Source organism: Achromobacter insolitus, from assembly GCF_002209555.1.
In the GTDB taxonomy this organism is placed as follows: domain Bacteria; phylum Pseudomonadota; class Gammaproteobacteria; order Burkholderiales; family Burkholderiaceae_B; genus Achromobacter; species Achromobacter insolitus.
In genome coordinates, this window is sequence record NZ_NJIF01000001.1 from 109,017 (window position 1) to 131,646 (window position 22,630).

Sequence of the window (22,630 nt, forward strand, 5' to 3'; positions counted from 1 at the left end):
TGGTTTCGTGCGCTCAAATGGTTCTCCCTGGCGGCACTCGCTTGTCGCCACACTCTTCCTGTTGTCACCGTTCGATCTGCTGGCCTCGCTGGGCATGGACATGTACCTGCCCGTGGTGCCTTTCATGGCCGATGCACTAGGCACCGGCCCCGCAACGATCCAATGGACATTGACGTCCTATTTGGTTCTGCTTGGGACCGGACAGCTTGTGTTCGGCCCACTGTCCGACCGGCTGGGCCGTCGGCCGGTCCTGCTGGGAGGCGGCCTCGCCTACTGCGCGGCGTCGTTCGGTCTCGCAGCAGCCTCCTCGCCTGACGCGTTTCTGGGCCTGCGCATCCTTCAGGCCTGCGGCGCCTCGGCCTGCCTCGTTGCCACCTTCGCAACCGTGCGCGACGCCTACGCGGGCAGCAACGAAAGCCACGTCATCTACGGCATGCTGGGCTCACTGCTCGCGATGGTACCTGCTGCAGGCCCGTTGCTGGGCGCCCTGGTCGATGCCTGGCTGGGATGGCGCGCCATCTTCGGTCTGCTGGGAACCGGGATGACAGGGGCCGTCATTGCCGCCTGGCTGCTTTGGCCCGAGACCAGGCCTCGGAAAGCGAAGCCCACTCAACGGCCCCGGCTCCTTGAGCCCGCCGCAAGCCGTAGCTTTTGGCTCTATACGCTAGGCTACAGCGCGGCCATGGGCAGCTTCTTCGTCTTTTTCTCGACCGCGCCCTGGCTCATGATGGGGCGCCAAGGGCTGTCGCAGCTGAATTTCAGTCTGCTGTTCGCGACGGTGGCGCTCGCGATGATGGGGACGGCGCGCCTTATCGGACGCATGATTCCCCGGTGGGGCAAACTGAAGACCTTGCGGTTCGGGATGGGCGGCATGATAGCCGGAGCTACCTGCCTCGCCATTACCGAATTGCTTGCGCCGCATTCAGTGTTGGGCCTCATCGTTCCGATGTGGCTGGTGGGCGCCGGCATCGCCATGGCTGTCTCCGTGGCCCCCGACGGCGCGCTGCAGGGCCACGACCACATGGCAGGAACCGCCACCGCACTGTACTTCTGCCTGGGCGGGCTGATACTGGGTGGACTTGGCACGCTCGCCATCACCCTGCTCCCAAACGAGACCAGTTGGCCCATCACGGGTTATTGTCTGGGCCTGGCCACCGCGGTGCTTTGCCTGTCTTTCACCGGCAAACACGATTGATGCGCCTCCGGACCCTGCGTTCGCTCGCTGCGCTGCCTGCCGGCCAGGGTCCGCTCAACGCCGTGCTTCAATCAGGTGCCGGGTCGAATGGGCGACGAACGGCTCCCCGGCGCGCATCCGGTCATCCAGCGCCAGCAAGGCCCCGCGGTACTTGTCGGCAGAAAAATCCGGCACCCACCACACGCACTTGCGCAGTATCCAGACCACGGCGCCCACGTCATGGAAGATCATCCGGCAGCGTGCAGAACGCAAATCCATCACGGTAAGCCCGGCAGCCGCGGCGGCCGCCGCTTCTTCCTGCGGGTCGCGCAGGCGCCGCTGCTGCGGCAATGGCCCAAGAAAATGCTCGATCAACTCAAAGGCCGACGCAGCGCCTACATGCTGCGCCAAGTAGCGCCCCCCAGGTTTAAGGACGCGGCGTATCTCTGCCCAGTCCGGATTCACGGGATGCCTGGACGTCACCAACTCGAATGAAGCGTCGGCGAATGGCAAGGCGGCGCCTGGCGCGGTCTGGATGACCTGTACACCGCGTCCGACCAGAAGGTCGTGCGCCTTTCTGGCATTGGGCGGCCAAGCTTCGGTCGCATACATCACCGGCGGGAACCGGGATGCTTCGCCAAGCACCTCGCCGCCTCCCGTATCCAGATCCAGCGCCGCCTGCACGCCAGCCAGATGCTGCGCGAGCAGCCTGGCATAGCCCCATGGCGGACGTTCCTCGGTAGCCCTGCCGGCCAGCCAATCAAAGCCCCAGCCGCTGACATCCGCGGCCTCGGCCTCCGCCACCAGATCATCAAAGGGTCTCATCGGTTCTCCCCTACGAAGGATGCCTGGGATTCCGGAAACCGCGACGCCCATGCAATGACGAAAAAAAGGCGCCAACGCTTGCGCTGACGCCTCTTTGCCCCCAGCCGCCCGCGAACGGCAGGCGCTTTATTTCTTTTTGCGGTATGCGTCGTGGCAAGCCTTGCAGCTTGCGCCGACATCACCGAACGCGGCACGCAGCTTGTCGAGGTCGCCCGCATCGGCGGCGGCCGACAGCTTGACGATGTTGTCCTGGAAGGCCTGCTGCTTCTGCTTAAAGCCCGCAGCGTCGCTCCAGACTTCGGGACGGGCGTCGCCACCCTCGGTGCCTGGCCCGAAACCCGCCCAGGGCAAGCCGGACAGCGTCTTCAGCACTTCCACATTGGCCTTGATCTGCGCGGCGTCGTAGGGCTGCTGGCCCTTGACCACCGGCGCCATGCGGCCAAAGTGGGAAGCCATCAGCGTCAGCGCCGATTGGCGGTACTTGACCGCGTCTTCGGGCTTGGCGAACTGCGCGGACGCGCTCGTCGCCAGCAGGGGCCCAACCGTCATACAGGCCAACGCGGCGAGCGTGGACAACTTCTTCATTGCAATCTCCCGTAAGTTCAACAGAGGCCGCGCGCGCCAAGCGCGCGGCTAGGCGACTATACCGCCCGGGCCAAGTCAGCCGCCAGCCCGATGTAGGAACGCGGGGTCATCGCCAGCAGGCGAGCCTTGGGTTCTTCGGGCAGGGCCAGGCCCTGGATGAATTCTCGCAGGCCTTCCTCGGTAATGCCCTTGCCCCGGGTCAATGCCTTGAGTTGTTCGTACGGCTGCGGCAGGCCATAGCGGCGCATGACGGTCTGCACCGGCTCTGCCAGCACTTCCCAGCAAGCATCGATATCGGCGTCGATCGCGACGGAGTTGACCTCCAGCTTACCCAGGCCGCGCATGCAGGCATCCCAGGCCACCACGCTGTAGCCCAGGCCCACGCCCAGGTTGCGCAGCACGGTGGAGTCCGTCAGGTCGCGCTGCCAACGGGAGATCGGCAGCTTGTCCGACAGGTGGCGCAGCACGGCATTGGCCAGGCCCAGATTGCCTTCCGAGTTTTCGAAGTCGATCGGGTTGACCTTGTGGGGCATGGTGGACGAACCGACTTCGCCTTCCTTCAGGCGTTGCTTGAAGTAGCCCAGCGCCACATAGCCCCAGACGTCGCGGTCCAGGTCCAGCACAATGATGTTGGCGCGCGTGATGGCGTCGAACAGGGCCGACATCCAGTCATGCGGCTCGATCTGGATGGTGTGGCGGTTCTGGGTCAGGCCCAGGCCTGCCAACACGCGCTGGCTGAACGCGGGCCAGTCGATCTCGGGATAGGCCGACAGGTGGGCGTTGTAATTGCCGGTGGCGCCGTTCAGCTTGGCCAGGGGCTCGACGGCCTCGATGGCGGCGATGGCGCGATTCAGGCGCGCGGCCACATTGGCGAATTCCTTGCCCAGGGTCGTCGGGCTGGCAGGCTGGCCGTGCGTGCGCGAAAGCATGGGTTGATCAGCCTGGGCAACCGCCATGTCGTTGAGCTTGGCAGCGACTTCGCGCAGGCGCGGCACCACGACCTCATTGCGGGCGCGCGTCAGCATCAACGCATGCGAGGTGTTGTTGATGTCTTCGGAGGTGCAGGCGAAATGGATGAACTCGGCGGCGCGGGCCAGTTCGGCGTCATCGGCCACCTTTTCCTTGAGCCAGTACTCGACGGCCTTGACGTCGTGGTTGGTGACGCGTTCGATGTCCTTGATACGGGCGGCATCCGCCTCCGAGAAGTCGCGCACCAATTGTTGCAGACGGGCGCGGGCGGCTTCGGAGAAGGTGGGCAGTTCCGGCAGACCGGCATCGGACAATGCGATCAGCCAGGCCACCTCGACTTCGACGCGGTGCGCCATGAAACCGGCTTCGGAAAGCAGGCCGCGCAGCGCGTCGCCCCGGGAAGCGTAACGGCCATCCAATGGCGAGAGGGCGTTGAGTTGGCTGAGCTGATCGGCGATTTGCATGGTCTGGGAAAGAAAAAGCGGGGAATGAGCGAATCGGCCGATTTTATCATCCGGAAGCACGCAACATTGTGGCAAACTGACGAAGATTCCGGCCTCTTGACCGTCTTGCCGTCATACGGCCTGCTATACTTCGGCCGCTTTCCGACTCCGCTTGTGACTCCATGAAACTGATCGGCTCGCTTACCAGTCCTTACGTGCGCAAAGTGCGTATCGTTATGGCCGAGAAAAAGCTGGACTACCGGCTTGAACTCGAAAACGTCTGGTCCGCCGACACGCAGATCCAAACGTACAACCCGCTGGGCAAGGTGCCTTGCCTGGTCATGGAAGACGGCGGCGCCCTCTTCGATTCTCGCGTCATCGTCGAGTACGTCGACACGCTGTCTCCCGTCGCTCGCCTGATCCCCCAGCCGGGGCGTGACCGCGCGGCCGTCAAATGCTGGGAAGCCATCGCCGATGGCCTCCTGGACGCCTGTGTGACCATCGTCAAGGAAAACCAGCGTCCCGAGGCTCAGCGCAGCCCCGAATGGATCGAACGCCAGTACTCCAAGATCCACGCCAGCCTGGACGCAATGAACAAGAGCCTGGGCGACAACGCCCATTGCATGGGCATCAACTACAGCCTGGCCGATATCGCCGTCGGCTGCGCGCTGGGCTACCTGGACCTGCGTTTCGCCTCGCTCGACTGGCGCGCCAACCACCAGAACCTGGCCCGCCTGTACGACAAGCTGTCGCAGCGCCAGTCGTTCATCGACACCGTTCCGGTGGTGTAAGTCGCCCCCCGAGGCGCTGCGCGCCTCCCCCCAGGGGGCGCCGCTACGGACCGGCGGAGCCGGATCCGTGCGGCCCCGCTTCTGCATTGGCGGCACTTGCGCACCCGTGCGGCCCCGCTTCTGCCCCGGCGGCACTTCTCGCCGGCGCAGCCCCATATCCGGCTCAGCCGTTGAACGTCTGCCAGGCCTTGAACAGCATGTAGGCGGCCAGCGCGAACAGCAGGCAGGCAAATACGCGTTTGAGGGTCTGCACCGGCAGGCGATGCGCCATCCGCGCGCCCAGGGGAGCCGTCAGCACGCTGGTGCATACCAGGGCAATCAGGGCCGGCCAGTAGATATAGCCCAGCATGCCCGGGCGCGTTTCGCCGGAATTCAGCCCTGACACCACGTAGCCCACGCTATTGGCCAGCGCAATGGGAAAGCCCAGCGCCGCCGAGGTTGAGACGGCGTTATGCAACGCCACATTGCACCAGACCATGAACGGCACCGACAGAAAGCCGCCGCCCGCGCCCACCAGTCCGGACAGGAAGCCAATGCCCGCCCCCGCCGCGCTGGTGCCGACCACGCCCGGCATCTGGCGACTGGGCTTGGGCTTCTTGTTCTGCAGCATGCTCCAGCCGGAATAACCGACAAAGAGCGCAAAGAACAGCGACAACCACAACGTGCTGAGCGCGGCAAAGACCGCGCCGCCAGATAGCAGGCCGCCGATGATGATGCCCGGGGCCATCGCCCAGACGATGCCCCACTTGATGGTTTTGCGTTGCTGGTGCGCCCGGACGCTGGAAATGGAGGTGAACAGGATCGAGGTCATCGACGTGGCGATGGCGGCATGCACCACCAGATCGGAAGGCATGCCCTTCCAGGCGAACAGCATCGTCAGGAAAGGCACCAGCAACATCCCGCCGCCTATGCCCAGCAGGCCCGCGGCGAAACCCACCACGCCGCCCAGCACCAGCAGGCAAATCACCATCGTTACATCCACAACTGTCTCCTCTTTCTTCTTGCTAATGAACAAAGCCCCAGGGGCTGCGCCCGAGGGGCTTTGAATAAAGTCCACGCCTGCCGCGCGGCAGAAGCCGGCGCGGCGGCTACAGGATGATGCCTCCACCCAGGCAAACCTCGCCATCGTAAAGCACGGCGGACTGCCCGGGCGTCACCGCCCACTGCGGCTCGGTGAAGTCCAGACGGAAGGTGCCGTCCCCGGCGCCGTCCAGTCGGCAGGCCGCATCGGCTTGCCGGTAGCGCGTCTTGGCGCCATAAGCGCCCGGCGTCGGCGCATGGCCCGCGACCCAGCTGGCATCCTGCGCCCGCAATTCGCCCGACAGCAGCCAGGGGTGATCGTGCCCCTGCACCACATAAAGGATATTGCGCTCCAGGTCCTTGCGCGCCACGTACCAGGCCTCGGCCGTGCCGTCCTCGCGCTGCCGTCCTTTCACGCCACCCACGCCCAGGCCCTTGCGCTGGCCGAGCGTGTAGAACGACAGCCCTTCGTGGCGGCCGACCTTTTGCCCTTCCGGCGTCATGATCGGACCCGGCTCCGTGGGCAGGTAACGATTCAGGAACTCCCTGAACGGCCGCTCGCCGATGAAGCAGATCCCGGTGGAATCCTTCTTCGCGGCGTTATGCAGGCCGATCTCGTGCGCGATGCGCCGCACCTCGGTCTTGCGGATCTCGCCCAGCGGGAACATCGTGCGCGACAGCTGCGCCTGGTTCAGGCGATGCAGGAAGTAGCTTTGGTCCTTGGAGCCGTCCAAAGCCTTGAGCAGCTGGAATTGCGTGCCGCCCCCCTCGGCCGGCACTTCGCGCACCCGCGCATAATGCCCCGTGGCGATGTGCTCCGCGCCCAGCGCCATGGCGTGGTCCAGGAAGGCCTTGAACTTGATCTCCGCATTGCACAGCACGTCAGGATTGGGCGTGCGGCCCGCGGAATACTCGCGCAGGAACTCCGCAAAGACGCGGTCTTTGTATTCGGCGGCGAAATTGACGAATTCGAACTCGACCCCAACCAGGTCCGCGACGCTGGCGGCATCCAGCAGGTCCTGCCGGGTGGAGCAATATTCGGAATCATCGTCGTCTTCCCAGTTCTTCATGAACAGGCCGACGACCTCATAGCCTTGCTGCTTGAGCAGCCAGGCAGTGACCGACGAATCGACCCCGCCGGACATGCCGACGACAACGCGGCCTTTTTTGCCTTCGGACCGCTGCGAGGCAGAAGCTCCCTCGGGGGAAGAGCAAGCCAAAGCTGCGGCGTGAGGGCCGTTCTGGGTGGATGTTTGAATCATGATCGGACTATTTTAGATCGGACGGCAGGGCGTCTTCCTGGGGTTGCGGCTCGGCGGCCCGGGACACTTCCATCAACCAGGTGCGGAATGCCTGCAACGTGGGCAGGTTCGCCTTCTGCTCCGGATAGCACAGGTAATAGCCCATGCGCGCCCGGATCGGCAGTTGGATGGCGACGGCAAGCTTGCCGTCACGCAGCTCGTCTTCGATCAGGCAGCGCGGAATCAGCGCCACGCCAAAGCCCGCGGCGGCGGCCTGCGACAACAGCGCGTACTGATCGAAGCGCGCGCCCTCCAGGCTGCGCCGGGTATCGCAGCCCGCCTGCTCGAACCAGTCGCGCCAGCCCTCCAGAGCCGACGTGTGGTGCAGAAGCGGATAAGCCAGCAGGTCCGCCGGCGAGGTGCAACCGCCCGGAATCAGGCGTGGGCTGCAGACCGGCAGGATTTCGCGCCCGACGATGTAATCCGCCCCGCTACCCGGCCAGATGCCCTCGCCAAAGCGCACGGCGGCGTCCAGCTCGGGCGTGGAAAAGTCATAGCCCTGGCGGTGGGGCAGGAATTCGACGTGGATGTCCGGCCGCAGACGCATGAAGGCCGTGAGGCGCGGGATCAGCCAGCGCGCGCCGAAGGTCGGCATACAGGTCAGATTGAGCGTGCCGCCCTGGCCCTGGTGCGCGATCAGCTCCACGGTGGCGGCCTCGATCTGCCCCAAGCCCGCCTGGATTTTGGTGAGATAGCTCCGTCCGGCCTCGGTCAAGACCAGGCCTTGCCTGATCCGCAGGAATAGTTCGATGCCGACGAACTCCTCCAAATGTTTCACCTGCTTACTGACCGCGCCCTGCGTGACACACAATTCCTGCGCCGCGCGCGTGAAACTGCTATGTCTCGCGGCGACTTCGAACGCCTGGAGATCCGTTAAAGAGGGACAAAAACGCCGCATAAATGATGTCGTCCCGCGGTAGCCGCAGGCTCCTTCCCCCTGGCAAAGGGGCATATATCCGGGAGCGACCCCGCGGAAAGACGCTCCGCGTTCCCGGAAAGGCTTGCGTTGGGCACGCAAATTGTTTCAGGCCGCGCGGCAAAACAGGGCTGTTCCGGGGCCGCCGCGAAAAGAGGCATGAAAAAAAGTCATAGCTTACGGAGAAACTTTCGTTTGCGCAAACGGGACCGCCAGGAAAGAATCGTTGCGTTTGCGTCTGCCTTTGCGCATCCGCTTTCCAATTCATTAGGGGAATTCATGCAACGCCGTAACGTAGTACTGGGCCTGTGTGTCGCCGCCGCGACCCTGGCCACGCCACTGACCTCGGGCATCGCGCACGCCGAAGACGCGTATCCGACCAAGCCCATCCGCCTGATCGTTCCCTTCCCGCCCGGCGGCACCACCGACATCGTCGGCCGCCTGTTCGCGGACAAGCTGGGCAAGGAACTGGGCCAGACCGTCGTGGTGGAAAACCGCGGCGGCGCCGGCGGCTCGATCGGCAGCGCCTTCGTCGCCAGCAGCGCGCCGGACGGCTACACGCTGGGCATCGCCACCGTCAGCACGCACGGCATCAACCCGGCCATCTACCCGAACCTGCCGTTCGATGGCGAGAAGGACTTCACGCCCATCTCGAACCTGGCCGCCGTGCCCAACATCATGACCATCAACCCGAAGGTCCAGGCCAAGAACATCGCCGACTTCATCAAGCTGGCCAAGAGCGAGCCGGGCAAGCTGACCTACGCGTCCGCAGGCAACGGCTCGGTCTCGCACATGATGGGCGAACTGTTCAAGATGGCTTCGGGCACCAACCTGATGCACGTGCCGTACCGCGGCGTGGGTCCGGCGCTCAACGACGCCCTGGCCGGCCAAGTCGACGTCATGTATGACAACCTGCCCTCTTCGCTGCCGCACGTGCAATCCGGCCGCCTGATCGCCATGGCCGTCGCCTCGCCCAAGCGCGTGGCCAGCCTGCCCGACGTGCCCACCTTCGCGGAAGCCGGCCTGCCGGCCGTGAACGACGCGTCCTGGTTCGGCCTGGTGGCCCCCGCCAAGCTGCCCCAGCCCGTGCTGGACAAGCTGAACGCCGCCGTGCAGAAGGTCAGTGCCGAAGCCGACGTCAAGAGCCGCCTGGAAGCCCTGGGCGCCGCGCCTGCCGCCAACACTCCGGCCGAATTCGCCGCCCAGATCTCGGCTGAAATCGCCAAGAACAAGCGCATCGCGAAAGAAGCCAACGTGAAGATCGACTAAGCGGTCTTCGGTCCTCGTCGCCCCCGCGGGGCGCGAGGACCTCCGATTCACGAACGCAATACCCCCATATGCGAATTACCAACCCCCTGTCTTACCGGCTCGACCTCCCGCAGCAATATCCTGATTCGGAACCCTCGGCTCCTCTCGTGCTGGACTCCCCGCACAGCGGCACCGCCTACCCCCCCGATTTCGCGGCTGCGGTGGACTTTGGCGCACTGCGCACCGCCGAGGACACCTGGGTTGACGACCTGTGGGGCGACGCCATCGAAATGGGCGTGCCGATGATTGCCGCCGCGTTTCCGCGCGCTTACATCGACGCCAATCGCTCGCCCGACGAAATCGACGAACTGTTGCTGAACCAGGCGTGGCCCGACGCCATCAATGCCTCGCCCAAGGTCAAGCTGGGCAAGGGTCTGATCTGGCGCATGCTGGACGATGGCACGCCGCTCTACAACCGCAAGCTGACGGTGGACGAAGTCCGCCACCGCATCGATGCGTGCTGGAAGCCCTATCACGCCGCGCTGGGTCAGGTGCTGGACGCCGCCCACAAGAAATTCGGCAAGGTCTGGCACATCAATTGCCATTCCATGCCCAGCGTCGCCGGCGCCTACGCCACCGACCGCCCGGGCCTGGTGCATCCTGATTTCGTGTTGGGTGACCGCGACGGCAGCACCAGCGACCCGGCATTCCGCGAGTTCATCGCCGCCTGGCTGCGCGAACGCGGCTACGACGTGACCGTGAACGACCCCTACAAGGGCGTGGAACTGGTCCGCGCCTTCGGGCGCCCCGAAGAAGGCCGTCACAGCCTGCAGATCGAAATCAACCGCAAACTCTACATGGACGAGGTCTCGCTGCGTCCGTCCGAGAACTACGGCCGCCTGAAAGCCGATCTGCGCGAACTCACCGCCGCGCTGATCACCTGGACTCGCGCGCAAACGGCTTGACGCCGGACGTTTGCGCGCAAGTGCCGGCCGGCGCAAAGCCAAGACCGGCTGGAGCAATTGGGTTGCAAAACCCCAGCCCCATGGTTCGCCATGGGGCTTTTTTTCGGCCCGATCTCAAGAAGATCCGAAGCGACGAGCAAGCCGAAACAGAAAACGGTCTGCGATCGGAGGAACCCGCAGCCATTGCGCGCAGTCAATGCGACTCCAGTGCCGGCCCGCTGCCGGGCCGCCCCAACGCGGGCCAGCCCCCCTCGGGGGGCAGCAAGCGAGCGTAGCGAGTGCGGCTCGGGGCCCACATTCCGTGTATAACTACTGCGAACCTTCTGAGGAGAGGCGTAGATGCACATCGGGATACCAAAAGAAACCCGAGACGGGGAAACTCGTGTCGCAGCAACACCGGAGACCGTCAAGAAGTACGTAGGCGGCAAACACACCGTTGTCGTGGAGCGCGGGGCCGGCACAGCCGCCCGCTATCTCGATGAGGCTTATGAGGCAGCGGGCGCCACGCTCGGCACCGCCCAGGATGCGCTGGGGGCAGAACTCGTCATGAAGGTGCGCGCGCCTTCGGCGGCCGAACTGCCCCAGATGAAATCCGGCTCTGTGGTGATCGGCATGCTGGATCCCTTCGACGCCGAAGGCATACAGCAGATGGCCGCCGCCGGGCTCACCGGCTTCGCGCTGGAGGCCGCGCCCCGCATCACGCGGGCTCAGAGCCTGGACGTGCTGTCCTCGCAAGCCAACTTGGCCGGCTACAAGGCCGTGCTGCTGGCGGCCCATCACTACGGCCGCCTGATTCCCATGATGATGACCGCCGCGGGCACGCTGAAAGCGGCCCGCGCCGTCGTGCTGGGCACCGGCGTCGCCGGGTTGCAGGCCATTGCCACCGCCAAGCGCCTGGGCGCGGTCGTCGAGGCATCCGACGTGCGCCCTGCCGCGCGCGAACAGGTCGAATCGCTGGGCGCCAAGTTCATCGACGTGCCCTTCGAGACCGACGAGGAACGCGAAATCGCGCAAGGCACGGGCGGCTATGCCCGGCCCATGCCACCCGCATGGATGGCGCGGCAAGCGGCGCTCGTGTCCGAGCGCTGCAAGCAGGCCGACATCGTCATTACCACGGCGCTGATTCCCGGCCGCCCCGCCCCCACCCTGGTGTCTGCGGAAACCGTTGCGGCCATGAAACCCGGTTCGGTACTGGTGGACCTGGCGGTCGAGCGCGGCGGCAATTGCCCGCTGTCAGAGAAAGGCCTGGTCGTGGAAAAGCATGGCGTGACGATCATCGGCTTGACCAACCTGCCCGGACTGGTCGCGACCGACGCGTCGGCGCTGTATGCGCGCAACATCCAGGATTTCCTGAAGCTCATCATCAATGCGGACGGCGCGCTGGCAATCCAGCGCGACGATGAAATCGTCGCGGCCTGCCTGGTGTGCGAAGGCGGCAACGTGGCGCGGAGGAACTAACAGCATGGAAGCGATCAACCCCACCCTGATGAACCTCATCATTTTCGTGCTGGCCATCTATGTCGGCTACCACGTCGTGTGGAACGTCACCCCCGCATTGCATACGCCCCTTATGGCCGTCACCAACGCCATTTCCGCCATCATCATCGTGGGCGCCATGCTGGCTGCCGCGCTGACCGAAGGCGGACTGGCCCGTGGCATGGGCGTCTTCGCCGTGGCGCTGGCCGCGGTCAATGTGTTTGGCGGCTTTCTCGTGACGCGGCGCATGCTGGAGATGTTCAAGAAGAAGGACAGGAAGCCGGGCAAGGAGGAAGCGCAATGATCTCGCTGAACCTCGTCACCCTGCTCTACCTGATCGCCTCGGTCTGCTTCATCCAGGCGCTCAAGGGCTTGTCCCATCCGACCACGTCGCGCCTGGGCAATGTCTTCGGCATGGCCGGCATGGCGATCGCCGTGCTGACCACGGCCGCGCTCATCGTCGGCCTGGCCCGCGACGGCGCCGCCACCATCGGTCTGGGCTGGGTTGTGCTGGGCCTGCTTGTCGGCGGATCCATCGGCACGCTGATGGCCAAGCGCGTCGAAATGACCAAGATGCCCGAGCTGGTGGCCTTCATGCACAGCATGATCGGCCTGGCGGCGGTCGCCATTGCCGTGGCCGTGGTGGCCGAACCGCATGCTTTCGGCATCGTGCCGGCCGGCATGCCGATCCCCACTGGCAACCGCTTCGAGCTGTTCATCGGCACATTCGTGGGCGCCATCACGTTCTCGGGTTCGGTGATCGCGTTCGGCAAGCTGTCGGGCAAGTACAAGTTCCGGCTGTTCCAGGGCGCGCCCGTGGTGTTCTCGGGCCAGCACATGCTGAACCTGGCGCTGGCGCTGCTGATGCTGGCTTGCGGCATCTGGTTCATGCTCACGCAGGAATGGACGCCCTTCGTCATCATGACGATCATCGCCTTTGTGCTGGGCGTGCTGATCATCATCCCGATCGGCGGCGCCGACATGCCCGTGGTCGTCTCCATGCTGAACAGCTACTCGGGCTGGGCCGCGGCCGGCATCGGCTTTTCGCTGAACAACCCGATGCTGATCATCGCGGGCTCGCTGGTGGGCTCATCGGGCGCGATCCTGTCCTACATCATGTGCAAGGCGATGAACCGGTCGTTCTTCAACGTGATCCTGGGCGGTTTCGGCGGACAAGCTGGAGGCGCAGCCGCGGCTGGCGAAGCGCAACAGCGCAGCGTCAAGTCGGGCAGTCCCGACGATGCCGCATTCCTGATGACCAACGCCGAAAGCGTGACCATCGTTCCGGGCTACGGCTTGGCGGTGGCGCGGGCGCAGCACGCACTGAAAGAGCTGGCCGAGAAGCTCACCGAGCGGGGCGTGACCGTCAAGTATGCAATCCATCCGGTCGCGGGCCGCATGCCCGGTCACATGAACGTACTGCTGGCCGAAGCAGAGGTCCCTTACGACCAGGTCTTCGAAATGGAGGACATCAACAGCGAGTTCGGCCAGACCGACGTAGTGCTGGTGCTGGGAGCGAACGACGTGGTCAACCCGGCCGCGAAGAACGACCCGAAGTCGCCCATCGCCGGCATGCCAATTCTCGAAGCCTACAAGGCCCGCACCGTGATCGTGAACAAGCGGTCCATGGCCTCGGGCTATGCAGGCCTGGACAATGAACTCTTCTACATGGACCGCACGATGATGGTTTTCGGCGACGCCAAGAAGGTGTTGGAAGACATGGTCAAGGCCGTGGAATAAGAAGATGGAGCCGGATGCCCCGCAGGCGTCCGGCGCTTATGCGCCGCGCTGGCCGGCAGGCTGGCGCAACTGCTCGTCAACCACCTCGATCCAATGCCGCACAGGCGTATCGGTACCGCTTTGCAGGTGGCCGATACAGCCAATGTTGGCGGACAGGATCACGTCCGGTCCCCCCGCAGCAATGGCGCCCAGTTTGCGGTCGCGCAGTTCCAGCGCGATCTCCGGATTCAGCACGGAATAGGCTCCCGCCGAACCGCAGCACAGGTGCTTGTCGGCAAAAGGCTGCAAGGCAAAACCCAGGTCCGCCAGCAATTGCTCGGACAACGGCCGCAGCCCCTGCCAATGCTGCAGCGTGCATGGCGGATGGAAGGCTGCCCTTGTACCCGCAGGCAGGCGCTCGCGTAATTGGGCCGCATGCGGCGCTACGATTTCGGCCACATCCTTCACCAACGCCACGATCTCAGCGGCCTTTTGCGCATAGGCAGGATCATGCCGCAGGTGATGCGCATACTCCTTGACCATCGCCCCGCAGCCGGACGCATTCATTACGATGGCCTCGACTTTCCCGTCCTGCAGTAGCGGCCACCATGCGTCGACATTGGCACGCATCTGTGCCAACGCATCGTCCTGCGCATCCAGGTGGAAGCTGACGGCCCCGCAGCAGCCCGCGCCGGGCGCGATGCGGGCCCCGATGCCCACCGCATCCAATACGCGGATCGTAGCGGCATCGATGGTCGGCATCATGGCGGGCTGCACGCAGCCGGCCAGCATCAGCACCTGCCGCGCATGCCCTGCCACTTGAGGCAGCGGCCCGGCCGCGCGGCGTTCCGGCACTTTGCGCCGCAGCGCTTCAGGCAGCATGCCGCGCACGGTCTGCCCCAGCCGCATTGCGGGTCCGAACAGCGGCGAGAGCATGGCCTTGCGCAGCAGGGTCCGCTTGGTCTTGTCCGCCCAACTGCGCGGCACGCGTTCTTCGACGATCTTGCGGCCGATATCCACGAGATGACCATACTGCACGCCGGACGGGCACGTGGTCTCGCAATTGCGGCACGTCAGGCAGCGATCCAGGTGCTGCTGCGTGGACTGCGTGGGTTCGGCGCCTTCCAGCACCTGCTTGATCAGGTAGATGCGTCCGCGCGGGCTGTCCAGTTCATCGCCGAGCACCTGGTAGGTCGGACAGGTGGCGGTGCAGAAGCCGCAGTGCACGCAACGCCGCAGGATGGCGTCGGCCTCCTTGCCCAGATCGGTGTCGCGTGCCCAGGATGCCAGATTGGTTTGCATGATGCCCTATAGATCCAGGACCAGGCGGCCGGGATTGAACAGACCGGCCGGATCGAGCTCTTGTTTGAGGCGGCGCGTGATCGAAGCGATCCCGGGCGCCAGCGGATGGAATACACCGTCTGTGGGCGGCCTGGCCTGCCCCGTGCGGAACAACGTGGCGTGCCCTCCCAGCCGTTCCGCGGTTTCGCGCAGCGCGGCGGCGTCATGATCGCCTTGCAGCCAACGCTGCCCCCCGCCCCATTCCAGCAGCGTTGGCCCCATGCCGAGCGCGGCGGCCGTGGGAGGCAGCGCCAGACGCCAAAGAGGCCGACCTGGCGCAAAAAAGGCATGGGTCTGTTCCCGCAGCGACCGCCACCACGCCTGCGCAGCCTCAGGCGCCATCGGCGTTCCGCCGATCAACTGGCGAGCACTGGAGATCGCGGGTGGCGCGCCCGACAGGCGCACGGCCATCTCGCCTTCGGCGCCATCATCGTCGCCGCTCCAGCTGGTGGCCGATATCGGCAGAGGCTTGCCGCGCCACAGGGCGAAGCTTGCCAGCGCCTGCGCCTGCGTGGCGGGCAGCGTCAGCGTGAGCTCTTCCATCGGCCTGGGCACGACCTTCAGGGACACTTCGAGTATGGCGCCGAAGATGCCATGCGAACCGGCCAGCAGGCGCGACACGTCGTAGCCCGCCACGTTCTTCATGACCTCTCCGCCAAACGAGAGAATGCGGCCTTCGGAGTCCAGCAATTGTGCGCCCAGGACAAAGTCCTTGAGCGCGCCGGCGCTCATGCGGCGCGGGCCCGACAGTCCCGCCGCCACGCATCCGCCCACTGTGGCCGATGCCGAGAAATGCGGCGGTTCGAAGGCCAGCATCTGTCCGTGCTCCGCCAACGCCGCCTCGAGTTCGGCCAGCGGCGTGCCCGCACGCACGGTCACCACGAGTTCGGATGGGTGGTAGCTGACAATGCCGCGATACGGCGTCATGTCGAGCAGGCAATGGCCATCCTGCGGCGTCACCGGACGGTAATTGCCATAGAACGCCTTGCTGCCGCCCCCCATCACGAACAGGGGTTTGTGGCCGGCACGGGCCGTCATGACCTGGTCGCACAATTCCGACAGGACAAAATCCATAAGGGACAGGTCCTAGAAACGGGCGAGATCGGGGAAGCGCAGTTCTCCCGCATGGACATGCATCTTGCCGTATTCGGCGCAACGGGCCAGCGTGGGGATGACTTTTTCAGGATTGAGCAGGCAGGGCGGATCGAAGGCCCGCTTTACCGCCAGGAACGCGTCGAGTTCTTCGCGAGAGAATTGCACGCACATTTGATTTATCTTCTCCATTCCCACCCCGTGCTCTCCAGTCACGGTCCCTCCAACCTGCACGCACAGCTCGAGAATGGCGGCGCCGAATTTTTCGGCACGCTCCACCTCGTCCGGCTTATTCGAATCAAACAGGATCAACGGATGCAGGTTGCCGTCGCCCGCGTGAAAGACGTTGGCGCAGCGCAGGCTGAACTCGTCTTCCATCTGCTCGATGGCGCCCAGCACGCGCGCCAGATGACGGCGCGGTATCGTGCCGTCCATGCAATAGTAATCGGGCGACACCCGGCCGGCAGCCGGAAAGGCATTCTTGCGACCGGCCCAGAACTTCAGGCGTTCGCTCTCCGACGAAGACACCTGGCAGCGTGTGGCGCCCGCCTCGCGGAACACGGCCTCCATGCGCGCGATCTCATGCTCCACCTCTTCGGGCGTGCCGTCCGATTCGCACAGCAGGATGGCTTGCGCGTCCATGTCGTAGCCGGCACGCACAAAAGGCTCGACCATGTGCGTCGCGCGGCGGTCCATCATTTCCAGGCCCGCCGGTATCATGCCGGCTGCGATCACCTGCGTCACCGCATTGCCCGCCGCCTCAACGCTGGAAAAGCTGGCCATGACCACCTGTGCGCAGGCGGGCTTCGGGATCAGCTTGACCGTCACCTCGGTCACCACTCCCAACATGCCTTCCGAACCGATGAAGACGGACAGCAGATCCAGGCCCGGCGCATCAGGCGCCTCCGAACCCAGTTCGACCACGTCGCCATCAATGGTCACGACCCGCACGCGCAGCACGTTATGCACGGTCAAGCCGTACTTCAGGCAATGCACGCCGCCGGAATTCTCCGCCACGTTGCCGCCGATGGAACAGGCGATCTGGCTGGAAGGATCAGGCGCGTAGTACAGCCCGTAAGGCGCGGCCGCCTCCGAGATCGCAAGATTGCGCACCCCCGGCTGCACGACGGCCGTCGCGCTGGCCAGGTCGATGTGCTTGATGCGGTTGAATTTCGACAAGCCGAGCAAGACGCCCCGGCTGTGCGGCATGGCGCCTCCGGACAAACCGGTCCCGGCGCCTCGCGCAACCACGGGTGCGTTCAGCCGCTTGCAGATGCGCATGACCGCTTGCACCTGTTCTTCGGTTTCGGGTAGCGCAACAACCGCGGGCAACGCGCGATAAAGAGAGAGACCATCACACTCGTAGGGGCGCGTATCCTCTTCGCGGAACAACACGCAGTGCGTGGGCAAGGCGGCCGACAACGCCTCGATGAGCTGCTGCAAGGAATACGGCGCCTGCACTTGTGCCAGGCCGGTTTCGACCAATGAATTCATGAGCGCAACAATAGCGCGAGCGCCCATCCTAAGCAGACCGGGATTTACCCGCATCCGTGCACTCTGGGGACACCAGATAAGTAACCAGCCGTAATCGCCAGTGACGCCAGGCGCGCCGGGACGATGCTGCGCCCCTCCAGCTCTCGCCGCAGCCAACGAAAAAGCCGACGGCATGCCGTCGGCTTCGGATGTCGGCGGCGCTAAACCGCCAGACTTACCAGGACACGATCTTGCCTGGATTGAGGATGTTGTTCGGATCGAACGCATGCTTCAGGCTGCGCATCAGATCCAGGGCGTCTTCGCCGTGTTCTTCGGCCATGAACTGCATCTTGTGCAGGCCCACGCCGTGTTCGCCCGTGCAGGTGCCATCGGCAGCGATCGCGCGGCGCACGAGGTTATGGTTGATGGTCTCGGACTCCTCCCATTCCTTGGCGCTGTCCGCATCCAGCAGCATCAGCACGTGGAAGTTGCCATCACCGACGTGGCCCACAATCGTGTAGGGAAAACTGGCGCGGTCGAGTTCCTCGACCGTATCGCGCACGCAATCGGCCAGGCGCGAGATCGGCACGCATACGTCGGTGGTGCTGGCGCGGCAACCCGGGCGCAATTGCAGGCCCGCGAAATAGGCGTTGTGGCGGGCGGTCCACAGACGGCTGCGGTCTTCAGGACGTTCGGCCCATTCGAAGTCCATGCCGCCATGATCCGCCGTGATCGCCTGCACGGTTTCGGCCTGCTCCTGCACGCCGGCGGGGCTGCCATGGAACTCGAACACCAGCAGCGGGGTTTCGCGCAGGGTCAGCTTGCTGTGCAGGTTCACCGCGCGCACGCTGGCCGCGTCCATGAATTCGACGCGAGCGACCGGCACCCCCATCTGGATGATTTCGATCACGCTCTGCACCGCTGAATCCAGCGTGGGGAAATTGCAGACCGCGGCCGACACGGCTTCCGGCTGGGGATACAGGCGCACCGTCACTTCAGTGATGATGCCCAGCGTCCCCTCGCTGCCCACGAAGATGCGCGTCAGGTCGTAGCCCGCCGAGGACTTGCGGGCGCGGCCCGCGGTGCGGATGATGCGGCCGTCCGCCGTCACCACCGTCAGCGACATGACGTTCTCGCGCATGGTTCCATAGCGCACCGCGTTGGTGCCCGAAGCGCGCGTGGCAGCCATGCCGCCCAGGCTGGCGTCAGCGCCGGGATCGATCGGGAAGAACAGCCCGGTGTCGCGGATTTCCTCGTTGAGCTGTTTGCGCAGCACGCCCGCCTGCACGGTGGCGGTCAGATCCTCGGCGTTGACCGCCAGCACCTTGTTCATCTGCGACAGATCCAGGCTGATGCCGCCCTGGATGGCAAGGATATGGCCTTCCAGGGAAGACCCGGCGCCATAGGGGATCAGCGGAACGCGATGCTCGTTGCACACCTTGGCGATCTCGGCCACTTCCTCGGTCGTGTGCGCGAAGACCACGGCATCCGGCGGCATGGCCGGATAAGGGGATTCATCGCGGCCATGGTGTTCGCGCATGGCGGCGGCTTCGGACAAGCGGTCGCCAAAGCGCGCGCGCAAGGCATCCAGACAGGCGGCCGGCACCGGGCGGCGCAACGTTTCAGCGTGCAAGGGAGCGTTCATGGTCAGCGTGTTCTCGGGTTCGTTAACCTGAATATTCTACGCCGCCGCGCGCCCTGCGCCGCAAACCGCCAACGCAGGCGATCCGCGGCGCTGCCGGGACTTACTTGCCAGAGGTCAGGGCGACCCGGCGGCGTTCGCGCACAGCGTGGGCCAGGCGTTCGAGCACGGCGACGGACGCGTCCCAGTCGATGCAGCCGTCCGTGATGCTCTGACCGTATACCAGCGGCGTGCCGGGCACCATGTCCTGGCGACCGCCCAGGAGGTGGCTTTCGACCATGACGCCCACCAGGCGGCTGTCGCCCGCTTCCATCTGGCGCGCCACGTCTTCGATGACCAAGGGCTGGTTTTCGGGTTTCTTGCTGCTGTTGGCGTGGCTGGCGTCAATCATGATGCGCTGCGCCAGGCCGGCCTTGGACATGTCCTGGCAGGCCGCCTCGACGCTGGCCGCATCGTAATTCGGCGTCTTGCCGCCGCGCAGGATAACGTGGCAGTCCTCATTGCCGGCGGTCGACACGATGGCCGAATGCCCGCCCTTGGTCACCGACAGGAAATGGTGCGGCTGCGATGCAGCCTTGATCGCATCCACCGCGATCTTCACATTGCCGTCGGTGCCGTTCTTGAACCCCACCGGACACGACAGTCCGGAAGCCAGCTCGCGATGCACCTGGCTTTCCGTCGTCCGAGCCCCGATCGCCCCCCAGGAGACCAGATCCGCGATGTACTGCGGCGTAATCATGTCCAGGAACTCGCAACCCGCCGGCAGTCCCAGGCTGTTGATGTCCAGCAGCAATTCGCGGGCGACGCGCACGCCCTTGTTGATATCGAAGCTGCCGTCCAGGTCCGGATCGTTGATCAGGCCCTTCCAGCCTACCGTGGTGCGCGGCTTCTCGAAGTAAACGCGCATCACGATTTCCAGGTCGGCGCTCAGCCGGTCGCGCACGGGCTTCAGGCGCTTCGCATATTCGATGGCCGCCCGGGTGTCATGGATGGAGCAAGGACCGATCACGACGATCATCCGGTCATCCATGCCATGGAGGATGCGGTGCATCCCCTGGCGGGCGGCGAACACAGTGTCGGACGCCTCCTTGGTGCAGGCGAACTCGCGCATGACGTGCGCGGGCGGGTTCAGCTCTTTGATTTCTCGAATGCGAAGGTCGTCGGTATTGTGTGACACGGTACTGCTCCTGGGTTGCCCGCCACGGAGAGAGGCCCGAGGGGGTTTCCTCGGTAGTTTCCTCAACTGGCGGCGCAAAAAAAGCCGCCAGTTCGCTGGCGGCTTTTTTGGGGGGATTCTTTCCAAACTTCAGATTGAGCGCGTCCCTTCCTCCGCCAGCGGCTTCAGAAAACCATAAAAATAAAAATAAAAAGCGGGGGACGCGAATTTCATGGGGAACGACTCTAGCACAGATTTTTCCGGCCGTCAGAATTTTTATTGGGGGCAGTTGGCCCGCGCAGCGAATGCGATGTGAGGCATCGAGCGGGGGCTCGATGCGGCGCGGTTACGCCGTGCCACCGACCGTGAGGCCTTCCATGCGCACCGTCGGCATGCCTACGCCCACCGGCACGCTCTGGCCGTCCTTGCCGCAAGTGCCGACGCCGGAATCCAGCTGCAGGTCGTTGCCGATCATGGTGACGCGGTTCATGGCGTCCGGACCGTTGCCGATCAGGGTCGCGCCCTTGACCGGATAGGTCACTTTGCCGTTTTCGATCATGTAGGCCTCGGACGCCGAAAACACGAACTTGCCATTGGTGATATCGACCTGGCCGCCGCCGAAGTTGACCGCATACAGCCCGCGCTTGACGGACGACACGATTTCCTCGGCCGGCTTGTCGCCAGCCAGCATATAGGTGTTGGTCATGCGCGGCATGGGCAGGTGAGCGAACGATTCACGCCGGCCGTTGCCCGTGGCCGCGGTCTTCATGAGGCGCGCGTTCAGGGTGTCCTGCATATATCCGCGCAGGATACCGTCCTCGATCAGCACGTTGCGCTGGGTGGCGTTGCCTTCGTCATCGATGTTGAGCGAGCCGCGACGGTCCGGAATGGTGCCGTCGTCCACTACCGTCACGCCCTTGGAGGCGACGCGTTCGCCGATGCGGCCGGAGAACACGCTGGAACCCTTGCGGTTGAAGTCGCCTTCCAGCCCGTGGCCAACGGCCTCGTGCAACAGGATGCCGGGCCAGCCGGAGCCCAGGACGACAGTCATCTCGCCCGCCGGCGCCGGGCGAGCTTCCAGGTTCACCATGGCTTCGTGGACCGCGCGCTCGACGTAGCCCTGCAGCATTTCGTCCGTGAAATAAGCCAGGCCCAGACGTCCGCCGCCACCGGCGTGGCCCATCTCGCGGCGGCCGTTGCGCTCGGCGATGACGGTCAGCGACAGGCGCACCAAGGGGCGCACATCAGCGGCCAGGCGGCCGTCGCTGCCCGCCACCAGCACCACGTCGTACTCGGCGCCGAGGCCCGCCATGACCTGGATCACATGCGGGTCGCGCGCGCGCGCCATGCGTTCCACGCGCTCCAGCAGCGCGACCTTTTCGGGAGCGCTCAGCGTGGCCACAGGGTCAATATCGGCGTAGAGGCTACGGCCGATTTCAGCTTCGACCTGCGCCGCCACCTTTACCTTGCCGGCGCCGCGGCGCGCGATGCCACGCACGGCGTGCGCGGACGACAACAGCGCCTCCGGCGACAGTGAATCCGAATAGGCGAAAGCGGTTTTCTCGCCGCTGACGGCGCGCACTCCGACGCCCTGGCTGATCGAAAAACTGCCCGTCTTGACGATCCCCTCTTCCAGGCTCCAGCCCTCGCTGCGCGTGTACTGGAAGTACAGGTCGGCGTAGTCGACCTTGTGCGTGAAAATCTCTCCCAAGGCACGCGCCATATCCGCCTCGGTCAGGCCCCAGGGGTCGAGCAGCAGGGATTTGGCGGTGGCAAGGGAAGCAATGGCGGGATCGATGATTTTCATGGGACTCTATTCAGGAGGCGGCGCGCAGGCGCGCGCTCGCGGTGATGCTCAAGATCATATCGTAACGCCGACGCGGCCTGGCGTCGCCTGGGCGGCTGGCTGCTCGAAAGCCGCAAGAAAGGCACGGTGGCGAAAAATGCCGCGGGCATTATCTATAGCGAATGGGTGGGGGCGAAATATTACATATCAAGTTAAGCAAAGCAGCGCAGACCGTGCTCGATATGCCCCTTTTTCCGAACCTCGCCCGGACATTACGAGCGCGCCGCCATACCGGCGACCGATAGCACGGATGCAAACGCCAAACTCGTCATACAACCTGACATGAAAATGAAATATACGGAATAGAGGAGCGAGCAGGCTCCTATTAGATCTTATGCAGCATGCGCGGTTGAAAATCAGACCACAAGACAATTGATTCGTTCCTGCCCATCGTGTCATCAGACCTCTTAACGTGCACTGGAATGCAGGCTGGGGCTGCGGCCGAGCAAGCTCAAGAACCGCGGATTTGCGTGGGATGCGAAACAAATCGCGTGTTTGCAAGGCTCTACGGGGCTATTTGTCCGCCTCGTGAACCAATAACCCAATTGTTTCAAGTTGTCCCAAATTCGAGAATATCCTTCCCAAAACTTGGTCAGCGCCGGCCCGCTGCTAACTGAAACTGGCGCCCAACCCTTTTGATACAAAGTA

At 64.6% G+C, this 22,630-nt stretch carries 19 protein-coding genes; 7 read left to right on the forward strand and 12 right to left on the reverse strand.

Translation table 11 applies throughout. The annotated features are described in order from the left end of the window. The first annotated feature begins 7 nt into the window (after positions 1-7). Entirely contained in the window at positions 8-1,195 is a 1,188-nt protein-coding gene (gene cml, locus CEY08_RS00515) for a CmlA/FloR family chloramphenicol efflux MFS transporter (protein WP_084738513.1), read from the forward strand. 54 nt (positions 1,196-1,249) lie between these two features. Here the strand turns inward: cml and CEY08_RS00520 are convergent, their stop codons facing one another. The 3 genes from CEY08_RS00520 to purB all read right to left on the reverse strand — a co-directional run bounded on the left by CEY08_RS00520 (position 1,250) and on the right by purB (position 4,017). Next, complete coding sequence (locus CEY08_RS00520; protein WP_076812161.1) at positions 1,250-1,999, reverse strand: class I SAM-dependent methyltransferase; 750 nt, start codon at positions 1,997-1,999, stop codon at positions 1,250-1,252. A gap of 126 nt (positions 2,000-2,125) precedes the next feature. Beyond that, on the reverse strand, positions 2,126-2,584 hold the full coding sequence (locus CEY08_RS00525) for a c-type cytochrome (protein WP_042792681.1): 459 nt from the start codon (positions 2,582-2,584) through the stop codon (positions 2,126-2,128). 56 nt (positions 2,585-2,640) lie between these two features. Continuing rightward, positions 2,641-4,017, reverse strand: a complete 1,377-nt coding sequence (gene purB, locus CEY08_RS00530) for an adenylosuccinate lyase (RefSeq protein ID WP_076812157.1) — start codon at positions 4,015-4,017, stop codon at positions 2,641-2,643. A 161-nt stretch (positions 4,018-4,178) separates the two neighbouring features. On the opposite strand from purB, the gene CEY08_RS00535 reads away from it, so the two are divergent. Then, complete coding sequence (locus tag CEY08_RS00535; protein ID WP_042792679.1) at positions 4,179-4,787, forward strand: glutathione S-transferase; 609 nt, start codon at positions 4,179-4,181, stop codon at positions 4,785-4,787. Between the two features lie 163 nt (positions 4,788-4,950). Here the strand turns inward: CEY08_RS00535 and CEY08_RS00540 are convergent, their stop codons facing one another. The 3 genes from CEY08_RS00540 to gcvA form a co-directional block, all read right to left on the reverse strand. Further along, positions 4,951-5,769 (reverse strand): sulfite exporter TauE/SafE family protein, encoded by an 819-nt coding sequence (locus CEY08_RS00540; RefSeq protein WP_063641630.1) that lies wholly within the window; start codon positions 5,767-5,769, stop codon positions 4,951-4,953. Positions 5,770-5,875: 106 nt separating this feature from the next. Next, complete coding sequence (mnmA, locus tag CEY08_RS00545; RefSeq protein ID WP_279627089.1) at positions 5,876-7,069, reverse strand: tRNA 2-thiouridine(34) synthase MnmA; 1,194 nt, start codon at positions 7,067-7,069, stop codon at positions 5,876-5,878. Positions 7,070-7,076: 7 nt separating this feature from the next. Next, the gene (gcvA, locus tag CEY08_RS00550) at positions 7,077-8,006 is read right to left on the reverse strand and encodes a transcriptional regulator GcvA (protein WP_063641632.1); all 930 of its coding nucleotides are present in this window, start codon (positions 8,004-8,006) and stop codon (positions 7,077-7,079) included. 297 nt (positions 8,007-8,303) lie between these two features. Between gcvA and CEY08_RS00555 the strand changes: the two genes are divergently transcribed. From CEY08_RS00555 to CEY08_RS00575, 5 genes are all read left to right on the forward strand, one after another. Then, a complete protein-coding gene (locus CEY08_RS00555) occupies positions 8,304-9,293 on the forward strand; it encodes a Bug family tripartite tricarboxylate transporter substrate binding protein (RefSeq protein ID WP_042796860.1) in 990 nt (329 codons plus the stop codon). Positions 9,294-9,361: 68 nt separating this feature from the next. Next, complete coding sequence (locus CEY08_RS00560; protein ID WP_076812151.1) at positions 9,362-10,237, forward strand: N-formylglutamate amidohydrolase; 876 nt, start codon at positions 9,362-9,364, stop codon at positions 10,235-10,237. A gap of 339 nt (positions 10,238-10,576) precedes the next feature. Continuing rightward, positions 10,577-11,695: a Re/Si-specific NAD(P)(+) transhydrogenase subunit alpha gene (locus CEY08_RS00565; protein ID WP_042792678.1), complete on the forward strand. Its 1,119-nt coding sequence runs from the start codon at positions 10,577-10,579 to the stop codon at positions 11,693-11,695. A gap of 4 nt (positions 11,696-11,699) precedes the next feature. Then, on the forward strand, positions 11,700-12,017 hold the full coding sequence (locus CEY08_RS00570; RefSeq protein WP_042792677.1) for an NAD(P) transhydrogenase subunit alpha part 2: 318 nt from the start codon (positions 11,700-11,702) through the stop codon (positions 12,015-12,017). Further along, a complete protein-coding gene (locus tag CEY08_RS00575; RefSeq protein ID WP_042792676.1) occupies positions 12,014-13,453 on the forward strand; it encodes an NAD(P)(+) transhydrogenase (Re/Si-specific) subunit beta in 1,440 nt (479 codons plus the stop codon). The genes CEY08_RS00570 and CEY08_RS00575 overlap by 4 nt, the downstream gene beginning before the upstream one ends. Before the next feature lie 36 nt (positions 13,454-13,489). Here the strand turns inward: CEY08_RS00575 and glcF are convergent, their stop codons facing one another. The 6 genes from glcF to tldD form a co-directional block, all read right to left on the reverse strand. Beyond that, the gene (glcF, locus tag CEY08_RS00580; protein ID WP_076812148.1) at positions 13,490-14,734 is read right to left on the reverse strand and encodes a glycolate oxidase subunit GlcF; all 1,245 of its coding nucleotides are present in this window, start codon (positions 14,732-14,734) and stop codon (positions 13,490-13,492) included. Between the two features lie 6 nt (positions 14,735-14,740). Further along, on the reverse strand, positions 14,741-15,847 hold the full coding sequence (gene glcE, locus CEY08_RS00585; protein ID WP_076812136.1) for a glycolate oxidase subunit GlcE: 1,107 nt from the start codon (positions 15,845-15,847) through the stop codon (positions 14,741-14,743). Between the two features lie 12 nt (positions 15,848-15,859). Further along, positions 15,860-17,359 carry an FAD-linked oxidase C-terminal domain-containing protein gene (locus CEY08_RS00590; protein WP_042792673.1) on the reverse strand — a complete coding sequence of 500 codons (1,500 nt, stop codon included), beginning with the start codon at positions 17,357-17,359 and terminating at the stop codon, positions 15,860-15,862. A gap of 214 nt (positions 17,360-17,573) precedes the next feature. Next, complete coding sequence (locus tag CEY08_RS00595) at positions 17,574-18,983, reverse strand: FAD-binding oxidoreductase (protein WP_076812132.1); 1,410 nt, start codon at positions 18,981-18,983, stop codon at positions 17,574-17,576. Between the two features lie 100 nt (positions 18,984-19,083). Further along, entirely contained in the window at positions 19,084-20,157 is a 1,074-nt protein-coding gene (aroG, locus tag CEY08_RS00600; protein WP_042792671.1) for a 3-deoxy-7-phosphoheptulonate synthase AroG, read from the reverse strand. A 325-nt stretch (positions 20,158-20,482) separates the two neighbouring features. Beyond that, on the reverse strand, positions 20,483-21,943 hold the full coding sequence (gene tldD / locus CEY08_RS00605) for a metalloprotease TldD (protein ID WP_013392574.1): 1,461 nt from the start codon (positions 21,941-21,943) through the stop codon (positions 20,483-20,485). Positions 21,944-22,630: the final 687 nt, after the last annotated feature.

What these genes read in the sequence shown, in the direction of transcription:
- CEY08_RS00520 (WP_076812161.1), bottom strand. Translation starts at nt 1,999, where the DNA reads ATGAGACCCTTTGATGATCTGGTGGCGGAGGCCGAGGCCGCGGATGTC.
- CEY08_RS00525 (WP_042792681.1), bottom strand. Translation starts at nt 2,584, where the DNA reads ATGAAGAAGTTGTCCACGCTCGCCGCGTTGGCCTGTATGACGGTTGGG.
- purB (WP_076812157.1), bottom strand. Translation starts at nt 4,017, where the DNA reads ATGCAAATCGCCGATCAGCTCAGCCAACTCAACGCCCTCTCGCCATTG.
- CEY08_RS00535 (WP_042792679.1), top strand. Translation starts at nt 4,179, where the DNA reads ATGAAACTGATCGGCTCGCTTACCAGTCCTTACGTGCGCAAAGTGCGT.
- mnmA (WP_279627089.1), bottom strand. Translation starts at nt 7,069, where the DNA reads ATGATTCAAACATCCACCCAGAACGGCCCTCACGCCGCAGCTTTGGCT.
- gcvA (WP_063641632.1), bottom strand. Translation starts at nt 8,006, where the DNA reads ATGCGGCGTTTTTGTCCCTCTTTAACGGATCTCCAGGCGTTCGAAGTC.
- CEY08_RS00555 (WP_042796860.1), top strand. Translation starts at nt 8,304, where the DNA reads ATGCAACGCCGTAACGTAGTACTGGGCCTGTGTGTCGCCGCCGCGACC.
- CEY08_RS00560 (WP_076812151.1), top strand. Translation starts at nt 9,362, where the DNA reads ATGCGAATTACCAACCCCCTGTCTTACCGGCTCGACCTCCCGCAGCAA.
- CEY08_RS00565 (WP_042792678.1), top strand. Translation starts at nt 10,577, where the DNA reads ATGCACATCGGGATACCAAAAGAAACCCGAGACGGGGAAACTCGTGTC.
- CEY08_RS00570 (WP_042792677.1), top strand. Translation starts at nt 11,700, where the DNA reads ATGGAAGCGATCAACCCCACCCTGATGAACCTCATCATTTTCGTGCTG.
- CEY08_RS00575 (WP_042792676.1), top strand. Translation starts at nt 12,014, where the DNA reads ATGATCTCGCTGAACCTCGTCACCCTGCTCTACCTGATCGCCTCGGTC.
- glcF (WP_076812148.1), bottom strand. Translation starts at nt 14,734, where the DNA reads ATGCAAACCAATCTGGCATCCTGGGCACGCGACACCGATCTGGGCAAG.
- glcE (WP_076812136.1), bottom strand. Translation starts at nt 15,847, where the DNA reads ATGGATTTTGTCCTGTCGGAATTGTGCGACCAGGTCATGACGGCCCGT.
- CEY08_RS00590 (WP_042792673.1), bottom strand. Translation starts at nt 17,359, where the DNA reads ATGAATTCATTGGTCGAAACCGGCCTGGCACAAGTGCAGGCGCCGTAT.
- CEY08_RS00595 (WP_076812132.1), bottom strand. Translation starts at nt 18,983, where the DNA reads ATGAACGCTCCCTTGCACGCTGAAACGTTGCGCCGCCCGGTGCCGGCC.
- tldD (WP_013392574.1), bottom strand. Translation starts at nt 21,943, where the DNA reads ATGAAAATCATCGATCCCGCCATTGCTTCCCTTGCCACCGCCAAATCC.